The sequence below is a fragment of the Paenibacillus sp. sgz302191 genome, assembly GCF_057749925.1.
The window spans coordinates 58,852-83,074 of sequence record NZ_JBYLHY010000023.1; the positions used below are offsets into that span (position 1 = coordinate 58,852).

General features: G+C 52.4%; 21 protein-coding genes. 17 read left to right on the forward strand and 4 right to left on the reverse strand.

The window, feature by feature from the left end:
- Positions 1-3: 3 nt before the first annotated feature.
- From AC3G2T_RS26755 to AC3G2T_RS26770, 4 genes are all read left to right on the forward strand, one after another.
- Positions 4-1,254 carry a glycosyltransferase family 2 protein gene (locus AC3G2T_RS26755; RefSeq protein WP_488437503.1) on the forward strand — a complete coding sequence of 417 codons (1,251 nt, stop codon included), beginning with the start codon at positions 4-6 and terminating at the stop codon, positions 1,252-1,254.
- Positions 1,255-1,271: 17 nt separating this feature from the next.
- Positions 1,272-3,371 carry a cellulose biosynthesis cyclic di-GMP-binding regulatory protein BcsB gene (locus AC3G2T_RS26760; RefSeq protein WP_488437504.1) on the forward strand — a complete coding sequence of 700 codons (2,100 nt, stop codon included), beginning with the start codon at positions 1,272-1,274 and terminating at the stop codon, positions 3,369-3,371.
- A complete protein-coding gene (locus tag AC3G2T_RS26765; RefSeq protein ID WP_474683594.1) occupies positions 3,352-4,206 on the forward strand; it encodes a diguanylate cyclase domain-containing protein in 855 nt (284 codons plus the stop codon). Before AC3G2T_RS26760 ends, AC3G2T_RS26765 begins: the two co-directional genes overlap by 20 nt.
- A gap of 197 nt (positions 4,207-4,403) precedes the next feature.
- Positions 4,404-4,637 carry a hypothetical protein gene (locus tag AC3G2T_RS26770; protein ID WP_488437505.1) on the forward strand — a complete coding sequence of 78 codons (234 nt, stop codon included), beginning with the start codon at positions 4,404-4,406 and terminating at the stop codon, positions 4,635-4,637.
- 182 nt (positions 4,638-4,819) lie between these two features.
- On the opposite strand, the gene AC3G2T_RS26775 is transcribed toward AC3G2T_RS26770, so the two are convergent.
- The 3 genes from AC3G2T_RS26775 to gdhA all read right to left on the reverse strand — a co-directional run bounded on the left by AC3G2T_RS26775 (position 4,820) and on the right by gdhA (position 8,185).
- The gene (locus AC3G2T_RS26775) at positions 4,820-6,001 is read right to left on the reverse strand and encodes an NAD(P)/FAD-dependent oxidoreductase (RefSeq protein ID WP_488437506.1); all 1,182 of its coding nucleotides are present in this window, start codon (positions 5,999-6,001) and stop codon (positions 4,820-4,822) included.
- Positions 6,002-6,038: 37 nt separating this feature from the next.
- The gene (locus AC3G2T_RS26780; RefSeq protein WP_474683596.1) at positions 6,039-6,473 is read right to left on the reverse strand and encodes a helical membrane plugin domain-containing protein; all 435 of its coding nucleotides are present in this window, start codon (positions 6,471-6,473) and stop codon (positions 6,039-6,041) included.
- 350 nt (positions 6,474-6,823) lie between these two features.
- Positions 6,824-8,185, reverse strand: coding sequence for an NADP-specific glutamate dehydrogenase (gdhA, locus tag AC3G2T_RS26785; protein WP_474683668.1), 1,362 nt, complete (start codon positions 8,183-8,185; stop codon positions 6,824-6,826).
- Positions 8,186-8,456: 271 nt separating this feature from the next.
- Between gdhA and AC3G2T_RS26790 the strand changes: the two genes are divergently transcribed.
- The 7 genes from AC3G2T_RS26790 to AC3G2T_RS26820 all read left to right on the forward strand — a co-directional run bounded on the left by AC3G2T_RS26790 (position 8,457) and on the right by AC3G2T_RS26820 (position 14,965).
- Positions 8,457-9,260: a DUF6492 family protein gene (locus AC3G2T_RS26790; protein ID WP_488437507.1), complete on the forward strand. Its 804-nt coding sequence runs from the start codon at positions 8,457-8,459 to the stop codon at positions 9,258-9,260.
- The gene (locus tag AC3G2T_RS26795) at positions 9,257-10,381 is read left to right on the forward strand and encodes a glycosyltransferase family 4 protein (RefSeq protein ID WP_474683598.1); all 1,125 of its coding nucleotides are present in this window, start codon (positions 9,257-9,259) and stop codon (positions 10,379-10,381) included. Before AC3G2T_RS26790 ends, AC3G2T_RS26795 begins: the two co-directional genes overlap by 4 nt.
- Before the next feature lie 76 nt (positions 10,382-10,457).
- Positions 10,458-11,243 (forward strand): threonine/serine exporter family protein, encoded by a 786-nt coding sequence (locus AC3G2T_RS26800; protein WP_488437508.1) that lies wholly within the window; start codon positions 10,458-10,460, stop codon positions 11,241-11,243.
- On the forward strand, positions 11,240-11,668 hold the full coding sequence (locus AC3G2T_RS26805; RefSeq protein ID WP_474683600.1) for a threonine/serine exporter family protein: 429 nt from the start codon (positions 11,240-11,242) through the stop codon (positions 11,666-11,668). The genes AC3G2T_RS26800 and AC3G2T_RS26805 overlap by 4 nt, the downstream gene beginning before the upstream one ends.
- 363 nt (positions 11,669-12,031) lie before the next feature.
- The gene (locus AC3G2T_RS26810) at positions 12,032-12,598 is read left to right on the forward strand and encodes a cysteine hydrolase family protein (protein WP_474683601.1); all 567 of its coding nucleotides are present in this window, start codon (positions 12,032-12,034) and stop codon (positions 12,596-12,598) included.
- A 6-nt stretch (positions 12,599-12,604) separates the two neighbouring features.
- Complete coding sequence (locus AC3G2T_RS26815; protein WP_474683602.1) at positions 12,605-14,047, forward strand: nicotinate phosphoribosyltransferase; 1,443 nt, start codon at positions 12,605-12,607, stop codon at positions 14,045-14,047.
- Positions 14,048-14,125: 78 nt separating this feature from the next.
- The gene (locus tag AC3G2T_RS26820) at positions 14,126-14,965 is read left to right on the forward strand and encodes an aldo/keto reductase (RefSeq protein ID WP_488437509.1); all 840 of its coding nucleotides are present in this window, start codon (positions 14,126-14,128) and stop codon (positions 14,963-14,965) included.
- A 632-nt stretch (positions 14,966-15,597) separates the two neighbouring features.
- Here the strand turns inward: AC3G2T_RS26820 and AC3G2T_RS26825 are convergent.
- Entirely contained in the window at positions 15,598-16,389 is a 792-nt protein-coding gene (locus tag AC3G2T_RS26825; protein WP_488437510.1) for a hypothetical protein, read from the reverse strand.
- Positions 16,390-16,554: 165 nt separating this feature from the next.
- On the opposite strand from AC3G2T_RS26825, the gene AC3G2T_RS26830 reads away from it, so the two are divergent.
- The 6 genes from AC3G2T_RS26830 to AC3G2T_RS26855 all read left to right on the forward strand — a co-directional run bounded on the left by AC3G2T_RS26830 (position 16,555) and on the right by AC3G2T_RS26855 (position 23,769).
- Positions 16,555-16,728 carry a hypothetical protein gene (locus AC3G2T_RS26830; RefSeq protein WP_474683605.1) on the forward strand — a complete coding sequence of 58 codons (174 nt, stop codon included), beginning with the start codon at positions 16,555-16,557 and terminating at the stop codon, positions 16,726-16,728.
- 190 nt (positions 16,729-16,918) lie between these two features.
- Positions 16,919-18,922: a putative bifunctional diguanylate cyclase/phosphodiesterase gene (locus AC3G2T_RS26835; RefSeq protein WP_474683606.1), complete on the forward strand. Its 2,004-nt coding sequence runs from the start codon at positions 16,919-16,921 to the stop codon at positions 18,920-18,922.
- A 596-nt stretch (positions 18,923-19,518) separates the two neighbouring features.
- A complete protein-coding gene (locus tag AC3G2T_RS26840; protein WP_488437511.1) occupies positions 19,519-20,631 on the forward strand; it encodes a slipin family protein in 1,113 nt (370 codons plus the stop codon).
- A gap of 296 nt (positions 20,632-20,927) precedes the next feature.
- The gene (locus tag AC3G2T_RS26845; protein ID WP_488437512.1) at positions 20,928-22,346 is read left to right on the forward strand and encodes an RtcB family protein; all 1,419 of its coding nucleotides are present in this window, start codon (positions 20,928-20,930) and stop codon (positions 22,344-22,346) included.
- A gap of 55 nt (positions 22,347-22,401) precedes the next feature.
- The gene (locus AC3G2T_RS26850; RefSeq protein ID WP_474683609.1) at positions 22,402-22,968 is read left to right on the forward strand and encodes an RNA 2'-phosphotransferase; all 567 of its coding nucleotides are present in this window, start codon (positions 22,402-22,404) and stop codon (positions 22,966-22,968) included.
- Positions 22,969-22,974: 6 nt separating this feature from the next.
- On the forward strand, positions 22,975-23,769 hold the full coding sequence (locus AC3G2T_RS26855) for a TatD family hydrolase (RefSeq protein WP_474683610.1): 795 nt from the start codon (positions 22,975-22,977) through the stop codon (positions 23,767-23,769).
- Positions 23,770-24,223 lie beyond the last annotated feature (454 nt).

Here is a 24,223-nt window from a genome sequence, read left to right on the forward strand (position 1 = left end):
GTTATGACTATTGCCGACATTTTAATGCTGATTGCAGTTACGTGTATTTGGTCGCTGCTGCTTGTGAACGTCGCCCTTATTATCGCCGGTTACTTGTACTATATGCAGAACGAGAACGAAGCCGCGCCGGACATTGAAGGAGAGGCGCCGTTCGTCTCGATTTTGGTGCCCGCCCACAACGAGGCCAAAGTGATCGGCCAGACGGTTGAGGCGCTGCTGGCGCTCGATTATCCGCACGACCGGTATGAAATTATCGTCATCAACGACAATTCTTCCGACAACAGCAGCACCCTGCTCGGGAATTTGCAGGCGGGTTATCCGGATCGCAATTTGCATGTCATCAACACGGACGCGTTAACGGGAGGCAAAGGCAAATCCAACGCCCTGAACATCGGGTTCGCGCGAAGCAAAGGCGAGCTGATCGCCATTTACGATGCCGACAATACGCCGGAGCGAAAGGCGCTGCGTTACCTTGTCGCCGAGATTACGCGCGACCGCTCGCTCGGTGCGGTAATCGGCAAGTTCCGTACCCGCAACCGCAATGCAAGCCTGCTGACGCGGTTTATTAATATAGAGACGCTGTCGTTTCAATGGATGGCGCAAGCCGGGCGGTGGAAGCTGTTCAAACTGTGCACCATTCCGGGCACCAATTTTATTATGAGGCGCCACATCGTGGAAAGCATCGGCGGCTGGGACATTAACGCGCTGGCCGAGGATACCGAAATCAGCTTTCAAATTTATTTGCTCGGCTACCGGATCAAATTTCAGCCGAAAGCCGTTACCTGGGAGCAGGAACCGCAAACGGTCAAGGTGTGGTTCAGGCAGCGGACGCGCTGGGTAAAAGGCAATGTTTATGTGCTTGTGAAAAATACCCGGCTGCTGTTCAAACGCTCGGCGAAGAACATCCGCTTCGATATCATTTATTTTTTATCGATCTATTTTTTGATGCTTACTTCGCTGGTCATGTCCGATCTGCTGCTGATTCTTCATGCATTAGGCTACGTGTATACGACGATCGCCGGTTTCAGCTCGTTTTTATGGATGCTGGCCATTCTGCTTTTTATCGTTGGCACTTATATGACATTAACGACGGAAAAGGGGGAAATGCGGTTTTCCAACGTGTGGATCATCATGCTCATGTACGTTTCCTATTGTCAAATGTGGATGGTTGTCGCGGCATACGGCTTGATCACGTTTTTCAAAGAGCGGTTGTTGAAACGGGAATTCAAATGGTACAAAACCGAACGTTATTAAGAAGGGACAGAAGACACGTGAACAAACGAGTGATCGTCGCATGGATGGCCTGCTTGTCATTGCTTTTCTCACAGCTCCCCGGGGCTTCGGCCGAAGAAGCGGGGGCGGCGAATCCGACCGGCTACGTCATGTCTTTAACGGATACGAACACCTCCTTGTCGGGGTTGATGTCATCCAAGCAAGTGTATTTTCAAATACCCGAATATTGGAATGTCGACGGCGTGACGGTGAATCTGGATTACAAAGCATCTCCTTTAACGAAAAACGACCGCTCAAGCGTTACACTGGTGATGAACGGAACTCATTTTTATTCGTTCAGACCTGCGGTCAGCGACGATCCCAAGCAGCGTCTGACGGTTACAGTGCCCAAGGAGCTGGTGATCAAAGGCACGAACACGCTATCCATCGAAGGCTCGATTCAGACGGTGAACGAGGTCATGGCCTGTACGCCGGATCAGTCGCAAGACAATTGGCTCCAGCTTTACAGCACTTCCAGCGTCGATGTGCAGCATACGAAAGCGCCGCTTACCGGAAGCATCAGCGATTTTAACCGGCATTTTACCGGGATGGACACCGTGATTCAGGGTCAAAATGCGGTTGCGGTGCCGGAGCGCAGCAACCAGACCGAATTGGAAGCGGCGGTGTACGCGCTGTCCGGCTATGCCAAAGCAAACGGCGTGAAAGACAAAACGATCCCGCTGCTTACATACACCGCGGATAATTTGAAAGATAAGACGGCTGTCGTGGCCGTAGCTTTGTATGACAACTTGCCGGGCGATATTAAAAGCTTGCTCGGTTCCCGGGATTTGAGCAAACAGGCGCTGATTCAACTGGTGAATAAGGATACGCAGCCGACGCTCGTCATCACGTCCCAGGACCCCGCTTTATTGGTTAAAGCCGGTCGTTTAGCGGCCAATCAGACGTTGATGGGGCAATTGGACGGCGACGCTAAAGTGGTGGATGCCGAAACGGATGTGTCAACGCCTCCGGTAAGCATCAGCAAAAACGTGCCGCTATCTGCCGGCGGGGACGAATTGAAGGGGCCGATGCACCAGGAGAAAACGTACTTCGTGCCGATGCCGGCCAACCGGGCTATTGCGGACGCCAGCAAAATCAGCCTCGATTTCCGCTATGCGCAAAATCTCGATTTTGACCGCTCCATGGTGACCGTTCTCGTCAATAATACACCGATCGGCAGCAAAAAATTAACGAAAGAGCTGGCCAATAACGACACGCTGACGCTGACGATTCCGCAAAATCTCGATATTGCCGGCAACTTTTCCGTCACGGCCGCATTTGACCTGGAGCTGAAAAACGCTCCCTGCACGCAGAACCAAGACCAAATGCCGTGGGCATTCGTCTCCAAAGATTCGCTGCTGCAGCTGAACATGAAAGACAGAACCGATTTGCTGTTCAACAATTATCCGTATCCGTTCCTGCGCGACGGCATTTACAACCAGGTTGCGGTCGTGCTGCCGGAGCAGCTTGATGGGTACACGTACCGGACCATATCCAATCTGTTCAACCTGCTGGGACGGTACGCGGAAGGCAATACGGGCGAAGTCCGGTTTTTCGCAGACAGCGCCGCGCCGGCCGATTTGCAGGACCGCAACATTATTGCGATCGGGACGTATCAGAACAACAAGCTGATCCGCGACAATAACGGCAAGCTTTATTTCCGGTATAGTCCGGACGGCAGCGGCATTGTATCCAACGAAAAAATAAGCATTGATGCCGGTTACGGCAAGCGGATCGGCACGCTGCAGCTTATCGATTCGCCCTTGAAAAGCGGGCACGGCTTGCTGGCTGTCACAGGCGCCGGCTCCGAGTATTACTACCTGGCTTCCAAATCGATCGCCAGCGAAAGCACGATGTGGAAAGTATACGGGGACGGCGTCATTGCGGACAAGGACGGCAATATCAACGCGTACCGCTTCAAAAAGCAGGCGGGCCAGCAGCAATCCACGCTCGTGAGCGACGTGCTCGCGCGGACCGATGTGCTCGGATTTATGGCCGCGGCCGTGCTGACCATGGTTCTGGTCCTGATGTCGCTGATTCTCATGATTCGCAAATACCGGAAGAAACGGAGGGAGAGCGATGAAACGCAATCAAAGTAGCCTGCTGTCGGACGGCGCCTTCCTGCTGCTGTTCGTGCTCTGTTTTATCAGCATTGTGTTCACGTCCGGCGATCCCAATCGTTACATCCAAAACATCATATTCCTGAACGTAGCCTTCCTTATTGCGGTCGTCACTTACTTTACGACGGTGACGACGGGGCTGATTTTGAATATCGTCTTTATTTTCGGCTACGGTACGTTTATTTTGTACCAAAGCGTCGTTCAAGGCGCTCTTGTCGGGGGACAGAGCTATTTTTGGCTCGTCATCACTCCGGCGTTCACCGTCGTGACGTGGATGCTGACACTGGCGAACAAGCAGTTGCAAAGCGAAAACGATCAGCTGCAAAAAACGAACGCGCGGCTCGCAACCATGGATGAAAACACAAATTTGAAAAACAGCCGCTCGTTTCAAAATGACGCCGCTATTTTCATGGCGCTGTCGGTCCGCTACAAAATCCCGCTGACGCTGCTCGTCATCAACGTGAAGTACTGGGACGAATTGCGGCGACTGATCAGCGAAGAGCAGATGACGGAGGCGATCCGGGACGTATCGAGGCTGAGCCAGACGAGCATCCGTACGAACGACTCCTTATACTTGTTCGACAAGGAGAACCCGACCTGGGGCATGCTGCTCTTCACGGACCGGGAAGGAGCGTCGGTCGTCATCGACCGGTTGAAGCAAAATGTAACAACGTTTAATAACGTTGATTTTGCCGACAAATACAAGGTCGAACTGAACCTGAAGATCGGGGCTGTAGAATACACTCCGGAGGAAATTCCAACGCCGCTTGATTTTATCGTACAGGCGAGACGAAGGCTTGAGTACGACGTGTAGGGTGGTGGGCGCAGAGGCGGGTGCGTGTGTGAGTAAGGGCGCGGTGCGAGTGTAGGTGCGGCGTGAGCTAGAGCGCGGGGGCAAAGTGTGAGTGCGGCGCGGGCACGGGCGCAGGTGCGGGTGCGATGCCGCTGAACTGGTGACGTGCCACCCACCATCGGTGTCTACGCCAGTACGCCGGTGTTCAGCAGCTCCAAGTGCGCACTAACGCCCGTGCCTGTGAGCGCGGGCACGAGCGCGATGCCGCCGAAACGAATGCAAAAACGCCGGAGACGATGACGTCTCCGGCGTTTTTGTGGTGCCCGGCTTGGCAGCGAGAGCAAAAGCCTGCAAAAGTGCAGGCTTTTACAGCGGCCGAAGCCGGAATGGAGGCAAAGCCTGCAAAAGTACAGGAATTTCCGCTCATGACGGGCCTGGAGCCCGAATTTTAGCGGGAAAGCCTGCACATTTGCAGGAATTTTTGAAGGAAAGGGGCATCAACGGGCAAAAAGATGCACTTTTGCAGGTTTTTTGCACTGGTGCTGGCGCCAGTAAGGTTGATGCCAGCGCCAGCACCACCGTCCACGGGTCCTTCGCCAGCGTCCTTACCCCGCGCGGCCGCGGTGGGTGCCAATTAGTAAGCGAGTGCGAACAGGCCGTGGATGTGGGACAGGTAGCGGATGTTGCTCGCTTCCTTCATCAGTGTGGCCGGCAAACCTTTGAGCTGCGTGCCGTTGCCGCCGATCATGCCGACGCCGTCTTTGCGGCCAAGGCTGCCCAGCGTTCCGGAGAATACCGGCACGAATTTGTCCATAACGCCGCCCTTGAACAGGACGGACAGGTTGTAGCCGACGGTTTCACCCATCTGCCAAGCAAGCTGCGCTGTCGGCGGATAAGGACGGTCGCCGCCTTCAGGGAATACAACCGCGCAGTCGCCTGCGAGGAATACATCCGAATGCGAAGTCGATTGCAGCGTCGGTGTAACCGTCGCGCGGCCGCGGTCTTCGGCAAGGCCGCTGCTGCCGACAACCGGATTGCCTTTTACGCCGCCTGTCCAAATAATCGTGCTGGACTCGATCGTGCGGCCGTCTTTCAGCGATACCGCCGTTTTTGTCGCTTCCGTAATGGCAACGCCTGTGATGAAGTTCACGCCGCGTTTCTCGAGGCTCGTTACCGCGCGCTCGATCAGCACTTTCGGGAATATCGGCAGAATGGAAGGACCGGCTTCTACGCAGTACAGCGCAATGTCGTTAAAGTCGATGCCTTTGCTGCGGCAAACTTCAGGAAGTTTGTCGGCGAATTCGCCGACAAGCTCGACGCCGGTCAAGCCGCCGCCGCCGACAACGATCGTCGCATCGGCTTTATTGCCGGATTTTTTGTAAGCGTCCAGACGGGCTTCGACATGCTCGCGAATGCGTTTGGCGTCGGCGGCCGATTTCAGGACGAGGCTGTTTTCTTCCAGTCCCGGAATGCCGAAGTAGTTCGTTTCGCTGCCGAGCGAGACGATAAGCGCATCGTAGCTGTGTACGGCGCCGCTTTCGAGAACGACACGCTTGTCGTTCGGTTTGATTTCTTTAACTCCATCAACAACAATGTTTATATTTTTGTCGCCTAGCAGCTTGCTGAGAGGAAGCGCAACCGCTTGCTCTTCAATTGTGCCTCCTGCAAGACGATGCAGTTCGGTAATAATTTGGTGAGTCGGAAAACGGTTAACAATCGTAATGTTCGCTTCCGCTGCCGACAAATATTTGCGTGCCGTTAAAGCCGTAAGAACTCCGCCATAACCGGCGCCCAGAATCAAAACTTGTTTCGACATGTCCATCCTCCATTATTTGTCAACGAATCCGTTGGTATCAGTTTGCGGTTTTGCGCTCAGCCAGCACGTTCAGGAAAGCTTGAGCAAAACGAAGCGTTTTTTGCACTTCGGGATCTTTCATCATTTTGAGAATAGCGAACAGGCCGACGGTGGAGCTTGCTTCGGCTTTCGAGCGTTCGCCGGCTTCGATAGCCGCTTGCGCGATATCTTTGGCTTTCTCTTGTACCGGTTTGACGAATTCGCCGATTCCTTGCGCAAAATCGTTGATCAGCACTTTATCCGTCGCGATATTTTGGGCAAAATCGTAAGCTTTGGTCATCAGCGTTACCATTTCGGCCAATTTAGGCAGGTTTTCCACCAATACGGTCAAAGATTGCTGAACCTCCGGCTTCAATAACTGATCCAGTACGTCGAGCGATTTTTTTTCTTCCGCGAGGCTTACAGCTACCTCTTGTTGAGCTGTTTGTGACATAAGAAAACGTCCTCCTTTGCGTAAAATTAAAATGTAGGTTGCTGTTTCGATTGTGTTAACCAACCACTCAACGAAAGCCGCATGTCCAGAGGATTGTAACATTTTTCACATATGAGACGGCAAGAATGCCGTTCTTTTTTGAAGGGCATCACAGCTTATTCTCGGTGAATAAATGAAGCGACAACGAACATGGTGTAATCGTCTTTCAACCATCTCTGTTTATTTTACACCTTTTGCGCCTAGAATTAAAATAAATTTTTTTTCTTGTCGAATTAGCGCGGCCGCGAACGTGAAAAATCCCCTCCTGAAAAAGATCATGGAGGGGATTTCCGCAAATTGTATAAATGCGATTAAATGATTCCATGCGCGAGCATGGCGTCCGCAACCTTGATAAATCCGGCAATGTTGGCGCCTACTACGAGATTGCCCGGGTGGCCGTATTCCTCTGCAGCGTTGACGGCATTTCGATAAATATTTTTCATAATATCATGGAGCTTGTCGTCAACTTCATGGAATCTCCACGAGTACCTCATGCTATTTTGCGACATTTCCAGCGCAGACACCGCTACGCCTCCCGCATTTGCGGCTTTGGCGGGACCGAACAGCACGTTCGCCTTCAAGAAGACGTCGATAGCTTCCAAGGTGGAAGGCATGTTGGCGCCTTCTCCGACCGCTTTAACGCCGCCATTCACCAGCAAAGCTGCCGACGTTTCGTCAATTTCATTTTGCGTGGCGCACGGAAGCGCGATATCGCACGGGATCGTCCAAATGTTGCGGCAGCCTTCTACATAAATCGCGTTCGGGTGCTCTTTGACGTACTCGCTGATGCGCACTCTCTCGACTTCCTTCAGTCTCCGAACCGTCTCAAGCTGAATCCCGTCTTTATCATAAATATAGCCGTTGGAATCGCTGCAAGCTACGACTTTCGCTCCCAGTTCGGCAGCCTTTTGCATCGCGTAAATAGCCACGTTTCCTGAGCCGGAAACGACAACGGTGCTGCCTTCGAAGCTCAATCCTTTAGATTTCAGCATTTCATTGACGAAATAAACGGCTCCGTAACCTGTAGCTTCCGTGCGAGCAAGGCTGCCGCCGTAAACGATGCCTTTACCGGTCAATACGCCGGCTTCATAGTTGCCGCGGATTCGTTTGTACTGGCCGAACATGTATCCGACTTCTCTGGCTCCTACGCCGATATCTCCGGCAGGCACATCTGTGTCGGGGCCGATATATTTGTACAATTCGGTCATAAAGCTTTGGGTAAACCGCATGATTTCCCCTTCGGATTTCCCTTTCGGATCAAAGTCGGATCCGCCCTTGCCGCCGCCGATCGGCTGGCCTGTAAGAGAGTTCTTGAAGATTTGCTCGAATCCGAGAAATTTGATAATGCTGGCATTCACGGAAGGATGGAACCGCAGTCCGCCTTTGAACGGGCCGATAGCGCTGTTAAATTGTACGCGGAATCCGCGATTCACTCTGACCGTACCCTGGTCGTCTACCCAAGGCACTCTGAAGGAAACCAACCGTTCCGGTTCGACGATCCGTTCCAGAATGCCGTTTTGTCTATACTTCGGATGTTTGGCAATGACAGGGACTAACGACTCGAGAATTTCCTTTACCGCTTGATGAAACTCACTTTCGTGAGGATTGCGTTTCACAACGGATTCGTACACTTCCTGCACATAATTTTTTGCGCTTACTTCTTCGTTGACCATAGTTTGAAGATTACTCAATGTGTTCTACCGCCTTCATTCGTTATTGTTCTGCATCCATCCAAAAAGAGGATATTCACCTTATTTATTTTTACATAATCCGCCAAAAGCTTCAATAATTATTTACAAGGCGTGTTAGGTTTATCGAATAGGAAGCGAAAAGAAGACTTGAGCGTGCCGGAGGGATAATCCTGAAATAGCGGGGGCATTGCCCCATTCCTTTTGCTCTGCAATGACATATCATAATCCAACCGAGCTAAATGGAGATGAAAATATGGCAAGCAGCAGTTCGCGAATAGACATCCTGATTCCGGCGATCGAAAAAGATTTGGCGACCCTCCCCTATGTCATCGATGCCGCAAGAAAACATGTGAAGCATCCGATCGGAAGCATCCTCATCGTAGCTCCCAAAAGCAAAAAATTGATGAAGCTGTGCCGCGATAAACAGTGCAAATTCGTCGACGAAAATACAGTTCTCCCGATTACCAAAAATCATATCCGCTACCGCTCCGCCAAATGGGACCGCTCCGGCTGGCTGTACCAGCAGCTCCTGAAGCTGGGCGGCGATTCCGTCTGCCGATCGGACGCTTATCTGGTTATCGACGCCGATACGGTGTTCATCCGCCCGCACGTTTTCAAATCGGGCGGCAAGACGGTGTTCTTTTGCAGAAACTGGAGCCAGAATGAATATTTTAATACGTATCGCAAGTTGTTGAAAAAAAAGCCCCTCTCCCCCAGGTCCTTCGTCACCCATTACATGTTGTTTGAGAAAGCGAAGCTCGCCAGGTTGAAAAAAGCGATCGAAGCGAAGCATAATACGCGCTGGTATTCCGCGATTTTGCGGAACATAGACAAAACGAAGCAGTTTTCGTTTTCGGAATTTGAAACGTACGGGAACTTTCTGTATGCTAGGTCCCCGGGATCGCTCATTCTCAAGCCTGCTTTGAACAAAAGCCTGAATATGAACGCCCGGCAGCTTTCATCTTTGCAGCTGCGGAACCTGGCGGCAAAGTACAGGTCCGTCTCTTTTCACAAACGCAAATGGTATACGAGAACGCCAAAGGGGGGAAGCCGATGATCCAGTATCAATGCGTCTGGAAAGGCCCGATGCGCAAAGCAAGCGGCTTGGGCATAGCGAGCAGGGAATACTTTCGAGCGTTAAAACGGCGGGGCGTCGACATCCGAACGGAGCCGCAGACGAACGGATCGCCTGGCGGCAGAAAAACAAACAAGCGCCGGGTTTTAATTTACCATTTCTTCCCATATATGATAAATATCCAAAAGGAAAGAAAGCATTTTGACCATATCATTTTGAATACGGTTTGGGAAACGACGAAAATACCGAACCGGTGGCGGCCGAACATAAATAAATTCGACGCCATATGCGTGCCCTCGGTTCAAAACAGGCAAGCCTTGAGAAACAGCGGCGTTAAGGTTCCAATATTCATCGTTCCCCATGGCGTCGATACGAGAAAATATCACCCCGGCAATAAGAAGATGCCGCTGCCCGGCTCGCAGGGGAAGTTTATTTTCGTATCCGTATTCGGCTTCCAGCACCGCAAAAATCCCGAAGCTTTGCTGCGCGCGTTTTGGGAAGAATTTTCCCCGGCCGACAAGGTAATGCTCGTCATCAAAACGAGCGGAACTGGCCTTTTTGAAAACGAACAATGGATTTTGAACCGGATTAAGCGCTATAAAAAGAAGCTTGGCATCCGCAAGCAGACGGCTCCGGTCAAGGTCATTGCCCGGCATTTGTCCCCTGAACGGCTTAAAGGGGTCTATACGCTCGGCCATGCGTTTGTGCTTCCTACCCGCGGAGAAGGCGTCGGCCTGCCGTTCCTTGAATCGTTGTCAAGCGGCGTTCCCGTTATCGCTACCGGGTGGGGCGGGCACATGGATTTCCTGACCCGTAAAAATTCATTTTTGATCAACTATAAATTAATGAATCCGGTGGTTAAAATGAGAGGAGGACAATCGATAGCGTATCAATTTCGCAAATTTTTTGCCGAAAAAGGCCAGCGATGGGCGGAGGTCGATATCGCCAGCCTGAAAAGGCAGATGCGGACCGCTTATAGGAATCCGGCGCTGTGCAGGCAAAAAGGCCGGCAAGGCCGGCTGGATGTGAGCAAGCTATCGTGGGGCAGAGCCGGCTTATCGTTGAAGCGGGTCGTGGAAAAAGTGGTGGCGTCTAAAAAATAACGGAAACCGGCTTGAAAGCGAGTGCCCGGTATACTATACTTTTGGGGAAACTTGTACCGTACAGGAGACCAAGCGCATGGAACATCCGGCTCCATCTTCTCATTCCATTAACGATATCGCCCAGGTGTGTTTGCTGGCCGGGAAAATCATGCTGGAGAACGGCGGGGAAACGTACCGGGTCGAAGATACGATGACCCGCGTTGCCGATGCTTTCGGCGTCGCGAACTCCCACAGCTTTGTAACCCCGACGGGCATCATCTTTTCTATAGACGGTGCGGAATCTATAACCCGGTTGGTCCGCATTTCGCAGCGCTCGACGGACTTGCGCAAAGTTACGGTCGTGAACGCCGTCTCCCGCAGAATAAGCCGGGGAGAGCTGTCGGTGGCGGACGCTTGCCGGCTGCTCCAGGAAATCGATGCCTCCAGCCGCGGCTATCCGGTTTGGCTCAAAATCTTTGCCGCAGCCATCGCGAGCGGCTGCTTCCTGATCATGTTCGACGGGACCTGGAACGACTTCGTCCCTGCAATGGCGGCGGGCGGAGCGGGCTTCGCGTTCCTGACCGCAATCCATCGTCTGATCCCGATCAAATTTTTTGCCGAGTGTCTGGCTTCTCTGTTGATCGGGACGATGGCTTATTTGTTCGTGAAAGCGGGGTTTGGCCGCGATCTGGACAAAATGATCATCGGCTCTGTCATGCCTCTGGTGCCGGGGCTTCTTATCACCAATGCGGTGCGCGATTTGATGGCCGGCCATTTTGTGTCCGGGCTTTCGAAGGGAGCGGAAGCGTTTCTGACCGCTTTCGCCATCGGAGCGGGAATCGCCTTTGTGCTTTCCTTTTACGGCGGGGAGGGACTCGCATGATGATCGAGCAGCTGCTGACGAGCTTCGTTGCTTCGGCCGCCTTTGCGATCCTGTTCAACGTGCCGAAGGGCACTTTGCTGCAATGCGGCTTTGTCGGTATGTTCGGCTGGCTGTTGTACATATCCTTTTTGAAAGTTCCCGTCGATCCGATTGTGGCGACGCTGATCGCATCTTTTTGCGTGACGGTGACGAGCCAATTGTTCGCCAAAATTTATAAAACGCCGATCATCGTCTTCAGCGTATCCGGCATCATACCTTTAGTTCCCGGCGGACTGGCCTTCGACGCTATGCGGAACGTGGTCGAGAACCAGTACGATCAGGCCGTTCAGCTGGCGGCCAAAGCGTTCATGCTCTCCGGCGCGATCGCGTTCGGACTCGTTTTTTCGGAAGTGATCAACCACGTCATCAGAAAGTCGCGCCTGTAGCCGGCACCAGCGCAAAAAAAAAACAGCCCGCGCCCTCATCGGGCCGGACTGTTTTTTTTTGCGCCGTTCGCATACTGCCGTTTATTTATAGTTTCCGTCTTTTTCTTAAATACCATACCAGCATTTGGATGGAGTCCCGGATTGAAACGGTTGGTTGAAGAACAAATACATTTGTCATAAGCAAGAAGCCTCCCTGACCCTGAAAATGATCGTGCATAAATGAATACTACGTAAAGAGAATCGAGTTGGTTTTATTTTTTTTTCGCGCTGCCGGGAAAAGAAGTTGACACCTCTTTTTAAATATGTCATATTGATAATATCAAATAGAAATTATAAGACTCATTTCAAGGAGAGTGACTGACGATGAAAGCACTTCTTGTAATCGATTATACGGTTGATTTTATAACGGGGAAATTGCCGTGCGGAGATCCCGGCATTGCCATCGAGGGGCGCATTGCCGAGTTGACAAGGCAGTTCGTCCGGCAGGGCGATTTTGTCGTCATGGCGGTGGATTTGCACGACGAGGCGGATACGTACCATCCCGAGCATCGCTTGTTCCCTCCGCACAACATTCGCGGCACCGAGGGCCGGCAGCTGTACGGGAAGCTGAAAGAAGTTTATGACGCTGACGCGCAGCGGATATATTGGATGGATAAGACGCGGTACAGCGCCTTTTGCGGGACGGACCTGGAACTGCAGCTCCGGGCAAGGGGCATTGACGAAGTTCATTTGGCCGGCGTTTGCACAGACATCTGTGTGCTGCATACGGCGGTGGATGCGTACAACAAAGGGCTGCGGATCGTCGTGCACGAGGACGCAGCGGCGACTTTTAACCCGCAGGGCCATGATTGGGCGCTCGGACATTTTCGGACGGTGCTGGGCGCAGAAGTCGTCAGCGCATGGAACGGCAAGGACAACGGAACGGAGTGAACTCTTATGAACTACGATAACCTGACGCTTCATACGGATAAATATCAGATCAACATGATGTACGCTCATTGGGCGCAAGGCTCGCTCAACGATAAAGCCGTTTTCGAGGTATATTTCCGCAAGCTGCCGTTCGGCAACGGCTACGCGGTGTTTGCCGGGCTGGAGCGCATTGTGCATTATATCCGCAGCTTGCGGTTCGGCGAAGATGAAATCCGCTACCTGCAAAGCCAGGAGGAAAATTACAAGGAAGCTTTTTACGATGAGCTGAGGCGTTTTCGTTTCACGGGGAATTTGCACTGCGTGCCCGAGGGAACGCTGGTTTTTCCGGGCGAACCGCTGATCCGTGTGGAAGCGAGAGTGTTTGAAGCGCAGCTGATTGAGACGGCCGTGCTCAATTTCATGAACTATCAGACGCTCGTCGCAACGAAAGCGTCGCGGATCAAGCAAGTGGCTCCGCACGATGTGCTGCTGGAGTTCGGAACGAGGCGGGCGCAGGAGGCTGACGCCGCCGTATGGGGAGCGCGGGCCGCCTATGTGGCGGGCTTCCATGCGACAAGCAACCTGCGGGCGGGGATGCTGTTCGGCATTCCGACCAAAGGGACGCACGCTCATGCCTGGGTACAGGGTCACGACACGGAGGAAGAAGCTTTTCGCAAATATGCGGAAGTGCTGCCCGATCAGGTGACTTTGCTGGTGGACACTTACGATACTTTGAAAAGCGGAGTGCCCAATGCCATTACCATTGCCCGCTATTTGCAAAGCCAGGGGAAAAAAATGAACGGCATCCGCCTCGACAGCGGCGACTTGGCGTACTTGTCGCAGCAGGCGAGACAAATGCTGGACGATGCGGGGTTCCCCGATGTGCAAATCGTCGCATCCAACGACCTCGACGAGAATATTATTTTCAACCTGAAGGGTCAGGATGCGCGCATCGATGTGTGGGGAGTGGGCACGCAGCTGATTACCGCAGCCGACCAGCCCGCATTGGGCGGAGTCTACAAGCTGGTAGCCCGGGAGAAAAACGGCGCTTACGTGCCGGTCATCAAAATTTCCGGCAACCCGGAAAAAGTGTCGAATCCCGGTTTTAAAGACGTGTACCGGATCGTCAACCGGAAGACGGGGAAAGCGGAAGCCGACTATTTGGCTTTGCGCGACGAGGAAGATATCAGGCGCGGCGAACGGATCAAGCTGTTCGATCCCACCCACCCCTACATTCATAAATATATCGAAAATTATGACGCCGTGCCGCTGCTGGAGCCGATTTTTGCGGACGGCGAGCTGGTCTATGAGCTTCCCTCCCTGCAGCAAATCCGCGAATACCATGCCGAGCAGAAAAAACTGTTCTGGTCGCAATATTTGCGCAAGCTGAATCCGGAAGTGTACCGCGTCAATTTGAGCACGAAAGCATGGCAGCTGAAAATGGACCTGATTCATGCGCATCAGGAGTAATCGCCGGCGCGGATTTTGATTTACAATGTTTGGGTGGTATGATGGATGTGTTCATATGAATTGAAGGAGGTATCATTCATGTCTTTGCAGGCAGGCCATGCTTTTACCGAAGGAGTTACGCTCAATAACGGTGTGAAAATGCCTTGGCTCGGACTTGGCGTCTGGAAATCCCAGGAAGGCGATGAAGTGATCAACGCTGTCAGAACGGCTTTAAACGTTGGATACCGGAGCATTGATACCGCAGCCGTATACGGCAACGAGCAAGGCGTCGGACAAGGAATTCGCGACAGCGGCGTACCGCGTGAACATATTTTCGTGACCACCAAAGTGTGGAATGCGGACCAGGGCTACGAGTCGACGCTGCAAGCGTTCGAAACGAGCCGCAAAAAACTCGGCCTTGATATGATTGATTTGTATCTCGTTCATTGGGCCGTTCCCGGCAAATACAGAGAAACCTGGAAAGCTCTTGTCCATCTCTACAATCAAGGGTATGTGCGGGCGATCGGCGTGAGCAATTTTCAAATTCACCATTTGAACGATATTATCGAAGATACGGGTGTCGTTCCGGCCGTCAATCAGGTGGAATTTCATCCGAACCTTTCGCAGAAAGAGCTGCTGCAGTTCTGTAAAGACAAAGGCGTACAGTTGGAAGCGTGGAGTCCGCTGATGCAAGGCCGCCTGGATCATCCGGCGCTCGCCGGGCTTGCCGCCAAGTACGGCAAAACGCCGGCGCAAATCATTCTCCGCTGGGACATCCAGAACGGCGTCGTGACGATTCCGAAGTCCGTTACGGAACAGCGTATCCGCGACAACGCGAACATTTTCGACTTCCAGCTCAGCGACGAAGATATGAGCGCCATCGATGCACTGAACAAAAACGAGCGTCTCGGCCCGAATCCCGATAACGTGACGTTCTAATCCATACGTATCCGGCCGAATCCGCCTCATTCCTTATAGGAAACGGGGCGGATTTTTGCTGCGATGCGGGCCCAAAACGTGCGAAAGCGAAAGTCAATCGCGCTCGAGCGAGCTGGCAGCACAGCTGCTTGGCGAAGCGCGGAAGCGAAAGTCACACACTCTCGAGCGAGCTGGCAGCACAGCTGCTTGGCGAAGCGCGCAGAAAGCCTGCAAAAGTGCAGGTTTTTGCTTCTCAAAGCGCTCGCCGCGCAACATTCCTGCAAAAGTGCAGGCTTTTTGCCGCGCGCGTGGGTTTAGGCTCGTTTTAGGCGAAAATTCCTGCACTTTCGCAGGCTTTTTGCCAAAACGAGCCACTTTCCCGGAAAAAGCCTGCACTTTTGCAGGCTTTCCGGCATGCGTAGCCGCTGCACAGAGCCTACTGCGCTCCCAATTGAGGGCGCCCCCTCCCCCGCCGGCAGCCCTAACGGAAAATCATGATTGTCACGGTCCATCTGACAATCGCAGATTTTCCCGGCACCGCGCGCTAAGAGCTGCACGCGGTGCGCAGCTTGCCAAGCCGCTGCACAGAGCCTGCTGCGCCTCTAATTGAGGGTGCCCCTCCCCCAACGGGCAGCCCCCTCCAATCCCCGCCTTCAGTTCAACAGTGTGATCATCTGGAACACTTCCCGGTGGTCGCCGGGGAGAGCGGCGTTGGCCAGCTTCAACTGGGAGGAGCCGTCTCCGTCGAGGAACAGTCCGTCTACCAAGCGGCCCTCTCCGACCTGCTCCCGCACGGCGCTGCGGAATTGCTCGCCGGTGCAGGGTGTCGGAGCGACGACGAGATAGACGTTGTTGCTTTTGTCGTAAACGATGCCCGAGCGCATTCTTTTCTCGTCGATGACGGGCATTTCTTCCGAAACGGCCTGCGCGGCCCAGCCCTGCTCGTTTTGGAGCCCCATGCTTACCCCGCCCTGCGCCCAATACTTCGTCCGGTCGGTCATCTTCAACTCCTCCGCGCTTTCCACGACTTGTATCGAAAAAGCTTTCGCTTTTTCATCCCACACGAGCGTTCCCCGCTTGCGGTCGATATTATACCAGCCTGAACCGTAGTCCCCCTGCTTCCCTTTGACCGGCTGATCGTTAATCACCGCTATGCTGAGCAAGTAGCCCTGCCAGAAAAATCCCCCGTTGATCCCGTTGAACGACAGATCCGTCACATTGGAAGTTATCGCTTTTAATCCGATATTTTGCGGGCTTGTCCGAATGGTATGGAGCTGAACCTGGTTGGTGGCGGTGAAGGTTTCGTATTCGTATGGAGCTGGCGGCGGTTGTGCCGGGCGAAAGCGGGTCGCCAAAATGATAGTAAACATGAAGCTGACGAGCATGATCAAAAAATAGATGAAAATTTGCTGCGGTTGTATGCGAGCGGCCCGGAAATTCTGCATATTTCAGCTCCTGTTCTGGGAAGATAAGCTCCTTTTTCTATCAGTCTATGAAAGTTTGCACCGGAATATACCGGGATGACTAACAAACTTCTAAGGATAAACTAAAAGTTTCCAAACATTTATTCGATATACTCACCGTATAGAAGGATTAGGAGGTTGAGAGATATGGCACAGAAATTGCTCGATAAAGACGTTCAAGAGCTGGTGAATCATTTGCACGAAGATGACAGAGAAATTTTGAAAAAATTCAATTTCACACTGGATGGGGAACAGTTGACGGAATCGGCTTCTCTCCGGTTTATCCAATTCGTAAAGCAGGAGTTTTTTAAAAATCAGTGACCGTCCCCGCCGAGGGTACGCCATATACGAGCATGGCTGAAGGCGACCGTTTCCTTGCATGGAGGAAGGAGCGGGCGTCTTTTTTGCCGATTCCGGTTGCGAATCAGAAAATACAACAATTTTCGATAATTTATGCTATAATTTTGGTAAAATTTACTTATTCAATTATCGGATAAAGAGGGAATCCTGGATGCTTGATTTGCAGAATTTCGATCAGCTTGAAGTTTTTATTGTCATCGCAGTGCTAATCTCCTTATCGATGTATGTTTTTTTTGCCTATTATGAAATTCGGAAAAGCAGACAAGATGCGCAGACAAACTTTATAGATAACATCATTTCCTTCTCTTTGATATGGATTATCGAATGCATCGTGATGGTTCTTGGTCTTCTGTATGCGGATCATCAGAAACAGATCGCTCTTTTGCTCGATATTACGATTTTTGCGGGCGTTGTGGCATCGGGGGTTTTGTTCGGGGCGATCGATTTGTACCGCAAAGGAAAATTCCATTTGATTCCACTAGTGCCGGCGACTCTAGTTATTACGTTTTTGGTGCATATAGCTTTTTATATCGGGCTCTCGCTGCATCTCATTTTGAATTTGGCACTGACTCTTTTTTTTGTAATGTCCGTTTTATTTGCCAGAGCGGCTCTAAAGCAAAACAAGCAAGTTACCCGAGTCGGCCTTTATTATTTAATAAGCGGGGCCATCGTCATTATTTTGATCAATAACCTGAAGTCGTGGGTAAGCTTCCACCTTACGTTAACCCTTGATCTTGCTTTTTCGCTGCTGCTGATCGTCGGTTTTTTTCTGTATTACTGCGAGATTTATTCCAAAAATATTTTGGACAACGTCCGGAAAATTCAAGCGAAAAACGAGCGGCTGCTGGCGGCGGAGAAGCGGATTGCGCAGCTGGCGTATTACGATCAAATTACGCAAATCAAAAACGTGCACCAGCTCCGGGAAGACCTGGCTTCGTTCCGGCAACAACGCAGCGAGCAGCCGGAAGAGGGGGCACAGTTCATTTTAATCAATTTGCACAGTTTTAAAAGCTTCAGCAATTTTGTAGGCTATGACAAAGGAAACGCGGTTTTGTGCGAAATTGCGCAAAAGCTCAAATTTTTGTGCGGCGGCAATGACGAAGTATACCGTTTTTATTCCGAGCGTTTTATTTTGGTGCATGCCGGCAATCGTCAAACAGGGAATCGGCTTATAGAGGCGATCCAGGACATGTTCAGCGTTACGCGCTTCTATGGCCGGCACTTTCGTCCTTACCTGGGGATTACGGAGCTGACGGATGCGGCCAAATCGCTCGACGTTCTGATCAAGGAAATGGAATTGGCGGCGCAGGAGGCGCACAGTCAAAACCAGTCGTTTGCTTATTACTACGATGATATGTATCAAGCTCTTGAGCAGCAGCTGGCTATGGAAAACGATCTGCGCAAAGCATCCGAAGAGAACGCCTGGGAGGTCGTCTACCAACCGAAGGTGTCTCTGAAGCATAACCGCGTTGTCGGCGCAGAAGCGCTCATCCGCTGGCAGCGGCACGGGGAACACGTGTCCCCGGAACTGTTTGTTCCGATGGCCGAGAGGCTGGGGCTGATTGGCGCGATCGGCATGCACGTTATGGAAACGGTATTTTCTTTTTTGCGCGAAATGGAAGCAGGCGGCGGCGCTTCCTTAAGCCTGGCCATCAATTTATCTCCCTATCAACTGATGGAGCCTGATTTCGCAGAGCACGTCAATCAAGCCGCCAGCCGTTACAACGTGAATCCGCAGCTCATCACTTTTGAAATTACCGAATCGGCTTTGATCAGCAATCTGGCCAAAGTGAACGAAACGATACAAACTTTGAAAAGCGCCGGCTTCTCTTTTGCGCTGGATGATTTTGGGGTCGGCTATTCATCGATTCATTATTTCTCCCAGTTGGACCTGGACGAAGTCAAGCTGGACAAAACGTTTACGAAAAGTCTGCTCCATGACAGGAAAAGTCAGATCATTTTGCGTTCCGTCATAGCGATGGCCAAACAGCTCGGTATTGAAATCGTCATTGAAGGCGTGGAATGCAAAGAACAGCTTGACATGATCCGCGAAATGAACTGCGACTACTACCAAGGCTACTATTTCAGCAAGCCTGTCGAGGCTGGAGAATTGGTCCGCCTGATCATGGCTGACGCGCCGCAAGTACGTTCCTGAGACCTGTTCGGCCCCATATTCAACGGCTGTTCGGGTCCGGATTCCCCGATAAGTTTCCCCCTAGCCTTATTTGTGCTCGCCATACTTTCACCCTGTTCGATCCTTTCCAAATGAGCGATGATAGTACCTGTCAGTCAGAGATCAGGATTGACAAGATCGGGATTTATGCACGGGTGACTGTACCAAGGCGGGGATTTCCGACAATTCCGCAGTGCTCGCTCATCCTATGTGCTTGTATATTGTATAGATTCGGCCGGCATAGATCTAACAGGGGAGCAGAGCCCCAAGATATCGCCTTCCACGCGAAAAATCATTGAGAAAAAACCTTTTTGAAGAAATCCTCGGCGGGCATTCGTGTCCGCGCTGCGGCAAAGCTTTGCAATCGGCAGATACCGATAAGAGTAAATTGGTTTTTATTTGGCCGGCATGACGCGGAACGTTTTCGGGTTTGCAGTTCGGGCTCGAAATGTTTCGCCGTACGGTGCCGGACGATAGGACATATGAACTCTTTTCTCAAGCTTGATTCCGCCAATGCTTCAGGAGGATTTCTTACATAAGGTTCAAACAGCCGTAAATCGGTTCATGGGGGAATGAACATGTTGAAAACAATAAATATTCAGACGGACGAACGCGGTTTGTTGTTTAAAAAAGGAAATTACGTCCGGCACTTGCAGCCGGGAATGTATCGGTTCGGGCCATTTTCGGATACTGCGGTAGCGGTCCAAAATGTAATGAAACCTTTTGACGCCGCGGGCAAAGAGCTTGTGCTGTTTTTGCAGGATGAGCAGCTGCGGAAGGAACTGAGCACGATCGATGTCGCCGATCACGAATATGTGCTGCACTACGAAGACGGCAAATTTGCAGGTCTGCTTACGGCGGGAACTTATGCGTTCTGGAACGTGCTGAAGAAACATGATTACGTGCGCTTCGACATTCGCAAGCCGGAACTGCCGCCGGAAGTGGATCTGGCGATCCTGCCCAAGTTGACCGGGTATTTCCACACTGTGGAAGTCGGGAGCTACGAGTCCGGCATCCTATTTTACAACAATGTGATGCAAAGAGAGCTTCGACCTGGCAAATACTATTTCTGGAAAAGCCCTGTCGCCGCAGCTGTAAAAACGGTGGATTTGCGCCAGCAGCAGCTGGACATGACGGGGCAAGAGATCATGACCGAGGACAAGGTCGCTCTGCGCTTGAACTTTGTCTGCCAGTACAAAATCGTCAATCCCCTCAAAGCCTTGAGCATCAAGGGTTTCGAGGATCAAGTTTATATTGCGCTGCAGCTGATTTTGCGCGAATATATCGGAACGTTGAAACTGGACGATCTGCTCCGCATGAAGCAGGAAATCGCCGGCTTCGTACTGTCGCGCCTGAACGAAAAGGAACAGGAATACGGCGTACAGTTTTTGTCGGCCGGCGTCAAGGATATCGTTCTGCCCGGGGACATCAAGGACATTCTCAACACGGTGCTGCTTGCGGAGAAAAAGGCTCAGGCCAACATCATCACCCGCCGCGAGGAAACGGCGTCTACCCGCAGCCTGTTGAACACTGCCAAGCTGATGGATGACAACCAAACGCTTTATCGTCTCAAGGAGCTTGAATTTCTGGAAAAAATATGCGAGAAAATCGGTACGATTTCACTGACCGGCGGCGGCAATTTGCTGGAACAGCTCAACTCGCTGCTAGGAGACAGAAATCATTATAATTAATATTTCCGCCCGGGCCGGATTGACAGGTTGCGGGGTGCGACTTTATGATGTTTGTAAATGAATGGAAAGGAGGCCGATGGATATGATCTCGAGATTAAATAACATCACAATTGCACAAACAACTCCGATTCATCGGTCTCGACGGGACATGTGAGAGCTTGGCGGGTGTCAGCCTATGTAATGCGGGCGCCTGCTTGCAAGGTTTCTGCGCACAGCCATGGACGATGACGTCTATGGCTGTTTTGTTTTGACCGGACCTAATGGATTAAGCTGAAAAAAGAAAGGATAACTGATAGATGGACGAAAATTACTATCGGCAGGTGCAGCTCCCTTCGGGTGTCGTGCACGTATACGCAGGTCCCGACCTGTATAAATCTTTGGATTACAAAATATTTGAAATGGCTAACAACAACTTGCAAATCCCGAATCAAGTGTATATGAGCTATACACCGGACGTTCACGTCGGCGTGGGTACGTGTATCGGCACTACGGCGGTGTGGAACGCGCACGACGGCTATGTGTCGCCTTCGATCGTGGGCAGCGATATAGGCTGCGGCATGAGAGTCCATTTAACGAATTTGCACAAGGAAGAACTGAAGGAAGTGAAACTGCGCCGCAAGCTCGTAAAAACGATCGAGAAATATTTGCCTGTAGAGGACCATGCGCGGGGGCATTTCTCAGATATTCGGCTCGAGCACGTCGTTGCCAAAGGGCTGCACGGCTTGCCGAAAAAATATATCCCGGACGGCTACACCCCGCGAAAAGCGACATCGCTCACGCATGTGGAACAAAGCAAGTTCGCTTTGGACGAAAACGCGCTGAACCGGTTCCCGGAGCGCATTTGGCATCGTTCGCACCGGCAGCTCGGCACGCTCGGGAACGGCAATCATTTTGCCGAAATCCAGTATGTGGAGATCGATGAGGAAAACCGGGAAACCGCCGAAGCCTGGGGGCTGTTTGACGGCCAGGTCATCGTGATGATCCATTCCGGATCACGCGCCTGGGGCGGTTCGGTGAGCCAGTACTGCGGGAGCGATATGGCGAAAGCGATGCGTTCCCTTGGGCTCGGAACGGCCGATCCGAAGCTGCTGTTCGCTCCGCTCGAGCATCCGCTGGCGCAGACTTATGTGAACCTCATGTACTCCGCATTGAATTATGCGGTCGTGAATCGGCACCTCATCGCTTACGCCGTCAGAGAGGCGTGCAAGGATGTGTTCGGCTCGAAATTTGAAATGACGACGCTGTACGATCTGATGCACAATTATGCGTGGGAGGAGCGGCACGAGGGCAGCGCTTATTTTGTCCACCGCAAAGGGGCTACAAGGGCGCTTCCCGCCAACCACCCGGATAATCCCGAACCGTATGTCAGCACCGGACATCCGGCCCTGATCCCCGGCTCCATGGGGACCGCTTCCTACATTATGGCAGGCGCTCCCGGGGGCCAAGCGAACTACTACTCGATCTGCCACGGAGCGGGCCGGATCCGTTCGCGCAGCGCGACAAAGCGTTTGATTACGCTAAACGAATTTTCGTCTTCCATGCGGGTCGGCACTGACGAGGAAATCGTCGTGAACCAGCGCTCTCTGGAGACGCTGCTGGACGAATCGCCCCAGGCTTATAAAGACGTGGATCAAATCATAGAAAGCGTCGTAAGCGCCGGGCTGGCTCAAGTTGTAGCCAAATGCAAGCCGATGGCGGCGATAAAAGGCGCTTAGGGTGAGCTCGCCGGCACCGGCGCAGGATCAATTAATGAAATCAGGAAGTGATTACATGTTAAACAAACAAGAAGAAACGAGCTTAAGCAAGCTCATGAGCAAAATATTGCGGCATGCGCCGGAACAATTCGGCATCAGGTTAGATGCCGAAGACGGATCTTGTGCGGTCGAGGATCTGCTGAGAGCGCTGCGCGCGAAAGCAAAATGGTCTGCTTTAACTTTGGCGGACATTGAGCAAGTCGTCGCCAACTCGGAAAAGCAGCGCTATGCGATAACGGATGGCCGAATTTGCGCCCGCTATGGGCACAGCCACACCAAAATCAGTTATCCTGCGGCTGTTCCGCCTGCTGTTTTGTACCACGGGACGAACAAACAGGCGGCGCCGATTATTTTAAAAGAGGGCATTGTTCCGATGCAGCGGCAGTATGTGCATTTGTCGGAAGGGCTGCATTTCGCGGCCCTCGCCGGGAGGCGGAGAGGGGAGCTTGTCATTTTGGCGGTCGATACGGCCAAAGCCGCAAGCTATGGCGCAGCCTTTTACTATGCGGGGAATGAAGTTTGGCTCGCCGATGAAATCCCGGCCGATTGCTGCGCTGTATATGAAACATCCGGAAAGGTTTGATCTATTATGCATACACAGATGATCGATATCGGAGTCAATTTGATGCATCGTTCTTATCAGCATGATCGCGACGCGGTTGTTGCACGGGCGGAAGCGGAGGGCGTGTCGCCGCTGATTTTGACAGGAACGCATTTGCGAAACAGCGAAGAGGCTGCGCGCTATGCTGGGCGATTTCCCGGGAAATTGTACGCTACGGCCGGCATTCACCCGCACGATGTCCGGAACTGCACGGCAAACACGATTGAGAAGCTTCGGGAACTTGCCGCACTCCCTCAGGTTGTTGCCATCGGGGAGTGCGGCCTGGATTACAATCGCGATTTTTCTCCGAGGGATATGCAGAAGCACTGGTTCGAGGAGCAAATCCGGCTGGCGTGCGAGCTGCGAATGCCGCTTTTTCTGCACGAACGGGAGGCGCATTACGATTTTACGCGCATTCTCAGGCCGTATTTGCCGCGTCTGAATAAGGCGGTCGTGCACTGTTTTACAGGCAGCTTGCAGGAACTGCACGTATATTTGAACATGGGCTTCCATATCGGAATTACAGGATGGATTTGCGATGAGCGCCGTGGCAAGCATTTGCGGGAATTGGTAACGAAGGTGCCGCTTGACCGGTTGATGGTGGAGACGGACGCCCCGTTCCTGACGCCGAGGGATTTGCCGGCGAAGCCTGCGGAGGGACGCAACGAGCCCATGTTTTTGCCGCATATTGTACGGACAGTAGCGGCATGTATCGGAAAGACGGCCGATGAGGTGGCGGAAGCTGCGACGAGGACGGCGAAAGCGTTTTTTGGGGTGGAGTGAGGCGAATGCCGCCGAAGGCCCCGCCCCGCCTCGCGCCTGGAGCGACGGAGAAGCGGCTTGCACGCCGGAGGCAGCGCAATCTACCGAGTGCGTGGAGAAAGCCTGCAAAAGTGCAGGTTTTTGCACGTCGATGAGCTGGCAGCGAAAAATTCCTGCAAAAATGCAGGTTTTTCAGCTCATACACGAGCTTAGCTCCGTTTTCATCGAAAATTCCTGCACAATCGCAGGCTTTTCGCCAAAACGAGCCACTTTTATGGAAAAAGCCTGCACTTTTGCAGGCTTTGCGTCTTGCGTAGCGCCAGCTGCCTATCGCACGGGCTGCGCCGTGTCTTTGGCGGCAAAGCTTTCGCAGGCTTTGCTTTGCGGCTTGCCAAGCCATGCGGTCGGCGGACCGCCGTCATGCAGCGCAGCACCGAGCGCTGGGAGCTGCGCGCTCAAGCCCCAGCGGCAGCCT

What these genes read in the sequence shown, in the direction of transcription:
- AC3G2T_RS26810 (WP_474683601.1), top strand. Translation starts at nt 12,032, where the DNA reads ATGAAAGCACTTCTTGTAATCGATTATACGGTTGATTTTATAACGGGG.
- AC3G2T_RS26855 (WP_474683610.1), top strand. Translation starts at nt 22,975, where the DNA reads ATGCATACACAGATGATCGATATCGGAGTCAATTTGATGCATCGTTCT.
- AC3G2T_RS26795 (WP_474683598.1), top strand. Translation starts at nt 9,257, where the DNA reads ATGATCCAGTATCAATGCGTCTGGAAAGGCCCGATGCGCAAAGCAAGC.
- AC3G2T_RS26840 (WP_488437511.1), top strand. Translation starts at nt 19,519, where the DNA reads ATGTTGAAAACAATAAATATTCAGACGGACGAACGCGGTTTGTTGTTT.
- AC3G2T_RS26775 (WP_488437506.1), bottom strand. Translation starts at nt 6,001, where the DNA reads ATGTCGAAACAAGTTTTGATTCTGGGCGCCGGTTATGGCGGAGTTCTT.
- AC3G2T_RS26765 (WP_474683594.1), top strand. Translation starts at nt 3,352, where the DNA reads ATGAAACGCAATCAAAGTAGCCTGCTGTCGGACGGCGCCTTCCTGCTG.
- AC3G2T_RS26755 (WP_488437503.1), top strand. Translation starts at nt 4, where the DNA reads ATGACTATTGCCGACATTTTAATGCTGATTGCAGTTACGTGTATTTGG.
- AC3G2T_RS26845 (WP_488437512.1), top strand. Translation starts at nt 20,928, where the DNA reads ATGGACGAAAATTACTATCGGCAGGTGCAGCTCCCTTCGGGTGTCGTG.
- AC3G2T_RS26825 (WP_488437510.1), bottom strand. Translation starts at nt 16,389, where the DNA reads ATGCAGAATTTCCGGGCCGCTCGCATACAACCGCAGCAAATTTTCATC.
- AC3G2T_RS26835 (WP_474683606.1), top strand. Translation starts at nt 16,919, where the DNA reads ATGCTTGATTTGCAGAATTTCGATCAGCTTGAAGTTTTTATTGTCATC.
- AC3G2T_RS26850 (WP_474683609.1), top strand. Translation starts at nt 22,402, where the DNA reads ATGTTAAACAAACAAGAAGAAACGAGCTTAAGCAAGCTCATGAGCAAA.
- AC3G2T_RS26820 (WP_488437509.1), top strand. Translation starts at nt 14,126, where the DNA reads ATGTCTTTGCAGGCAGGCCATGCTTTTACCGAAGGAGTTACGCTCAAT.
- gdhA (WP_474683668.1), bottom strand. Translation starts at nt 8,185, where the DNA reads ATGGTCAACGAAGAAGTAAGCGCAAAAAATTATGTGCAGGAAGTGTAC.
- AC3G2T_RS26780 (WP_474683596.1), bottom strand. Translation starts at nt 6,473, where the DNA reads ATGTCACAAACAGCTCAACAAGAGGTAGCTGTAAGCCTCGCGGAAGAA.
- AC3G2T_RS26800 (WP_488437508.1), top strand. Translation starts at nt 10,458, where the DNA reads ATGGAACATCCGGCTCCATCTTCTCATTCCATTAACGATATCGCCCAG.
- AC3G2T_RS26790 (WP_488437507.1), top strand. Translation starts at nt 8,457, where the DNA reads ATGGCAAGCAGCAGTTCGCGAATAGACATCCTGATTCCGGCGATCGAA.
- AC3G2T_RS26805 (WP_474683600.1), top strand. Translation starts at nt 11,240, where the DNA reads ATGATGATCGAGCAGCTGCTGACGAGCTTCGTTGCTTCGGCCGCCTTT.
- AC3G2T_RS26815 (WP_474683602.1), top strand. Translation starts at nt 12,605, where the DNA reads ATGAACTACGATAACCTGACGCTTCATACGGATAAATATCAGATCAAC.
- AC3G2T_RS26830 (WP_474683605.1), top strand. Translation starts at nt 16,555, where the DNA reads ATGGCACAGAAATTGCTCGATAAAGACGTTCAAGAGCTGGTGAATCAT.